The organism is Sphingomonas sp. CCH9-E2 (assembly GCF_001557215.1).
Lineage (GTDB): Bacteria > Pseudomonadota > Alphaproteobacteria > Sphingomonadales > Sphingomonadaceae > Sphingomonas.
Map to the genome: position 1 here is coordinate 1 of NZ_LSJM01000449.1, position 3,783 is coordinate 3,783.

Here is a 3,783-nt window from a genome sequence, read left to right on the forward strand (position 1 = left end):
TGGTGGAGGGGCGGCCGCGCAGACGGCCGTGAACGGTTCTGGTAAAATTCCGCCCTCTGCGAGGGCGGCCCCTCCGTCAGCTGCGCTGACACCTCCCCTGCGGGGCAGGGGAGGAATGCAGAACCTTCAGGCCGCCGGCGTCTTCGGTTTCGCAGGACGCGGCGCGCGCGGCTTGGTGGGTGCCTTGGCCGCAGCCGGAGCCTTCGCCGCAGCAGCCTTCTTGGCAACAGTCGGCTTCTTCGCGGCAGCCGGTTTCTTCGCAACCGCCGCCTTCTTCGGCGCAGCAGGCTTCTTCGGTGCCGCTGGCGCAGCCTCCGCGACCGGTGCCGCCGGAGCCTCCGGCGCCTTCTCCCCGGTCAGCTTCGCCGTGATCTTCTCCGCCGCCCGCGCCGCGATCAGCGTGGCGAGCGACGACGCGGTCTTGGCGAAGTCATCCATCCCCGAAGCCTTGGTCGCATCGGTCGGAGCCGGGGCGGGGGCCGCAGCCGCCTGCGCATCCGCCGCCTTCTTGCGCACATTCCCCGCAAGCGCGACCAGACCCGCAGCAACGATATCCGCGACCAGCGGATGCTTGGTCAGCTCGAGCAGCTTGGCACCCTGTTCCCGCAATTCCTTGGGCAGTTCGATCCCGGCGACGGTCTTGGGCAGCTTGGGTGCCTTTGCCGCCTTGTCCTTCTTGCCGCCGGCCTTTTTCGCCTTGTCCGCCTTGGCCATCGTCGCGCCTCCTTGGTGTGTCAGTTGAGTGACACACCCGGAGGCGTGCCGTCAATCCGCGAATACCCGCTCGAAAATGGTATCGACCGACTTGAAATGATAGTCGAGGTCGAACTTCTCTTCGATCTGCTGCGGCGACAGCGCGGCGGTGACTTCGGGATCGGCTTTGAGCAGCTCGAGCAGCGACAGCTCACCGTCGCTCTCCCACACCTTCATCGCGTTGCGCTGGACCAGCCGATAGCTGTCCTCGCGGCTCACCCCCGCCTGGGTCAGGGCCAGCAGCACGCGCTGCGAGTGGACCAGCCCGCCCATGCGATCCAGATTCTTCTGCATCCGCGCGGGGTAGACCAGCAGCTTGTCGATCACCCCGGTCAGCCGCGCGAGTGCGAAGTCGAGCGTGATCGTCGCGTCCGGCCCGATATAGCGCTCGACCGACGAGTGGCTGATGTCGCGCTCATGCCACAGCGCCACATTCTCCATCGCCGGGATCACCGCGCTGCGCACCATGCGCGCAAGGCCGGTGAGGTTTTCGGTCAGCACCGGATTGCGCTTGTGCGGCATCGCCGAGCTGCCCTTCTGCCCGGGAGAGAAATACTCCTCGGCCTCTAGCACCTCGGTCCGCTGCAGATGCCGGACTTCGACCGCGAGCCGCTCGATCGAGCTGGCGATGACGCCCAACGTCGCAAAGAACATCGCATGGCGGTCGCGCGGGATCACCTGCGTCGACACCGGCTCGACCGCGAGGCCGAGCTTGTCGGCGACATGCTGCTCCACGCGCGGGTCGATATTGGCGAAGGTCCCGACCGCGCCCGAAATCGCGCAGGTCGCAATGTCCGCGCGCGCCGCGATCAGGCGGGTCTTGCAGCGCTTGAACTCGGCATAGGCCTCGGCGAGCTTGAGGCCGAACGTCACCGGCTCGGCATGGATGCCATGGCTGCGCCCGATCGTCGGGGTCAGTTTGTGCTCATAGGCCCGGCGCTTGAGCACCGCGAGCAGCTGGTCGAGATCGTCGAGCAGGATGTCCGCCGCGCGCGTCAGCTGCACGGCAAGGCAGGTGTCGAGCACGTCGCTCGACGTCATCCCCTGATGCATGAAGCGCGCTTCGTCGCCGACATTCTCCGCGACCCAGGTCAGGAACGCGATCACGTCATGCTTGGTCACCGCCTCGATCGCGTCGATCGCCGCGACGTCGATCGTCGGATTGGTCGCCCACCAGTCCCACAGCGCCTTGGCCGCCGATTCGGGCACCACGCCCAGCTCGCCGAGCTTCTCGGTCGCGTGCGCCTCGATCTCGAACCAGATGCCGAAGCGGGTTTCGGGCGACCAGATCGCGGTCATGGCGGGGCGGGAATAGCGGGGGACCATAGACAAGCCTTTCGTGGGACGCGGCGCCCCTAGCAAAGCCCCGGCGGCGCGGCAAACCGCAGATCAATGCAACTGTTCCACTCGATTCATCGCGATATCCGCACAAGTTCGGGATGATTCGAGGCGAATCGTAGTCTAGTCGAGGCGCTTGAAATAATATTGTGGAACGTGACAAATATGCAACGCGTTCTCCTGTCACATGAACCGCAAATAAACACGCGGCGTCATTTGAAGTATTCGATGAAATGACTGGAGAATGACATGTTGAAATCTATCCTTCTCGCGAGCGCCGTTGCCATTTCTGCGCCCGCCTTCGCGCAGGACATGCCGCAGCAGCAGACCCCGCCGCCGCAGGAGCAGCCGGCCCCGACCGAAAGCACCGAACCGGTCCCACAGGAAGCCCCGGCTCCGGCAACCCAGCCCGAAGCGGAGGTGACCCCGGCACCGACTCCGACGCCGACCCCAACGCCGACTCCCACCCCGGAGCCGCAGACGGCTGAGCCGCAGGCTCAGGCACAGACCAGCCAGCCGGCGCAGCAGCCCGCCAATGCGGCGCAGATCGCGCAGATCGTCGATCAGGGTTTCCCGACCTATGACAAGGACGGCGATGGCAGCCTGAAGGCCGAAGAATTCAGCGCCTGGATGGTCGCCCTGCGCTCGGTTACCGAACCGGCCTTCACCGGCGAATCGGCAGCGGACAAGGAGTGGCTGACCCGCGCGCTGGCTGCGGCTGACGCGGACAAATCGGGCGGCGTGACCAACCCCGAACTCAAGACCTTCCTCGCCCCCGCAGCCGCGGTCTGATCAGGTCTCCCCGGACGGGCGTACCGCATCGCGCCCGCCCACGGCCGCCGGAGTTCGCTCCGGCGGCCGTTTTCGTGGGCCGCTACATCAGTCCTTGCGCGCGCAGGCTGACATGCCCGCCGGTGCCGATCACGATATGGTCATGCACCGCGATCCCCAGCCTTTTGCCCGCCTCCACGATGTTGCGGGTCAGCTCGATATCCGCCCGGCTCGGGCTCGGATCGCCGCTCGGGTGATTGTGCACCAGGATGATCGCGGTCGAGCCGAGGTCGATTGCGCGGCGGATCACTTCGCGGACATAGACCGGCGCCTCGTCCACCGATCCCTCCTGCATCAATTCATCGCGGATCAGCATGTTGCGGCTGTTCAGATGCAGCACCCGCACCCGCTCGATCACGTGATGCGCCATATCCGCGCGTAGATAATCAAGCAAAGCCTGCCAGTTCGACAGGATCGGCCGCGCCGCCACCTCGCTCTTTAACAGGCGCAACGCGGCGGCATGGGCGATCTTGATCGCGGCGGCGCTGGTGTCGCCCATTCCCGGCACCCGCGCGATCGCTTCGGAATCGGCGGTCAGCAGCCCGGCAATGCCCCCGAACTGGTGCAGCAAGGCCTTGGCCAGCGACTTGGTATCCCGTCTGGGAATCGCGAGCGTCAGAAGATATTCGACCAGCTCATGGTCCATCAGCCCATCGGCATCGGCCAGCAACCGCGCCCGCAGCCGCGCGCGATGCCCGGTCCCATCGGTAATCGCCTCGCCGCCGTCCCGCATAAGAGGAGCCTAGCGGCAGAGGCGGGGGCGGGAAAGAGTGTGGTTGACGCCGCTAATTCCTCCCCTGCGCAGCAGGGGAGGGGGACCGCCGCCGCAGGCGGTGGTGGAGGGGCGGCCGCGCAGACGGC

The 3,783-nt window shown here is 66.3% G+C and carries 4 protein-coding genes; 1 reads left to right on the forward strand and 3 read right to left on the reverse strand.

All coding sequences use genetic code 11. The features are described 5' to 3' along the window. Positions 1 to 126: 126 nt before the first annotated feature. Positions 127 to 714, reverse strand: a complete 588-nt coding sequence (locus AX681_RS22695; RefSeq protein ID WP_066662130.1) for a hypothetical protein — start codon at positions 712 to 714, stop codon at positions 127 to 129. Positions 715 to 765: 51 nt separating this feature from the next. Continuing rightward, the gene (gene purB, locus AX681_RS20075; protein WP_066662127.1) at positions 766 to 2,079 is read right to left on the reverse strand and encodes an adenylosuccinate lyase; all 1,314 of its coding nucleotides are present in this window, start codon (positions 2,077 to 2,079) and stop codon (positions 766 to 768) included. A 261-nt stretch (positions 2,080 to 2,340) separates the two neighbouring features. Between purB and AX681_RS22190 the strand changes: the two genes are divergently transcribed. Then, positions 2,341 to 2,883 carry a hypothetical protein gene (locus tag AX681_RS22190; RefSeq protein ID WP_066662125.1) on the forward strand — a complete coding sequence of 181 codons (543 nt, stop codon included), beginning with the start codon at positions 2,341 to 2,343 and terminating at the stop codon, positions 2,881 to 2,883. Between the two features lie 82 nt (positions 2,884 to 2,965). On the opposite strand, the gene radC is transcribed toward AX681_RS22190, so the two are convergent. Further along, positions 2,966 to 3,655: a RadC family protein gene (radC, locus tag AX681_RS20085; RefSeq protein WP_066662122.1), complete on the reverse strand. Its 690-nt coding sequence runs from the start codon at positions 3,653 to 3,655 to the stop codon at positions 2,966 to 2,968. Positions 3,656 to 3,783 lie beyond the last annotated feature (128 nt).

Coding starts and splice junctions, on each gene's coding strand:
- AX681_RS22695 (WP_066662130.1), bottom strand. CDS start 714: ATGGCCAAGGCGGACAAGGCGAAAAAGGCCGGCGGCAAGAAGGACAAG.
- purB (WP_066662127.1), bottom strand. CDS start 2,079: ATGGTCCCCCGCTATTCCCGCCCCGCCATGACCGCGATCTGGTCGCCC.
- AX681_RS22190 (WP_066662125.1), top strand. CDS start 2,341: ATGTTGAAATCTATCCTTCTCGCGAGCGCCGTTGCCATTTCTGCGCCC.
- radC (WP_066662122.1), bottom strand. CDS start 3,655: ATGCGGGACGGCGGCGAGGCGATTACCGATGGGACCGGGCATCGCGCG.